This is a genomic window from Staphylococcus agnetis, assembly GCF_002901865.1.
GTDB classification, from domain to species: Bacteria; Bacillota; Bacilli; order Staphylococcales; family Staphylococcaceae; genus Staphylococcus; species Staphylococcus agnetis.
Genome location: NZ_PPQF01000132.1, coordinates 1 through 669 on the forward strand (window position 1 = coordinate 1; position 669 = coordinate 669).

General features: G+C 33.8%; 1 protein-coding gene. It reads left to right on the plus strand.

The genetic code is table 11. The features are described from left to right. Positions 1 to 181: 181 nt before the first annotated feature. A complete protein-coding gene (locus CD172_RS12175; protein ID WP_157950715.1) occupies positions 182 to 529 on the plus strand; it encodes a complement inhibitor SCIN family protein in 348 nt (115 codons plus the stop codon). The last annotated feature ends 140 nt before the right edge of the window (positions 530 to 669 follow it).

Genomic DNA, 669 nt, shown 5'->3' on the forward strand with positions numbered 1-669 from the left:
ACATAATAAGTCGAATAACTCCATAAAACTTGTGACGCTCATGCGTGTCATAAATGTGTTATTTTACATATTATTATTAAAGGTAAATTAATATGGAATTAATGTTTTTATTGAAATTTATCAATTATACTAATCACGTAAGCAAAATCATATGACCAAGACAGAAGGAGTATATACTAGAATGAACATTAAATCACTTATTATTACAGGGTTTGCAGCAACAATGTTAGCAACTTCAGCGTTTTCAACTTTGGGGACAGTAGACGCACAAGCAAGTACACAAGAAGCTAGCACTTATCATAACCAACAAATGGAAAAAGAACTAAAAGAATTATACGATAAAATTTATGTAAAACTTTTATCATCTGTTAGTCAACCCGATTATTTCAAACGCGAATTAACTGCCGCGAAATTCAAAGCTAAAATTGCGTTAAAGAAGAAAAACTATGGTCTAATGGCGCAATCAAAAGGTGAATTAGAAAGACTTTACGATCAGTTAGCACGCACAATGTACCCTGATAACTACTAAATTAAAATAAATTTTTGACCTTTATACTACTGGTATACTACTGGAAAATCAGGACCACCCGTAAAACGGGTGGTTTGCTCTTGGGCTATAAGCCCGCTTTACCGGCTAGCGTCTAAAGGCGCTGGCTTTTTCATTTCATG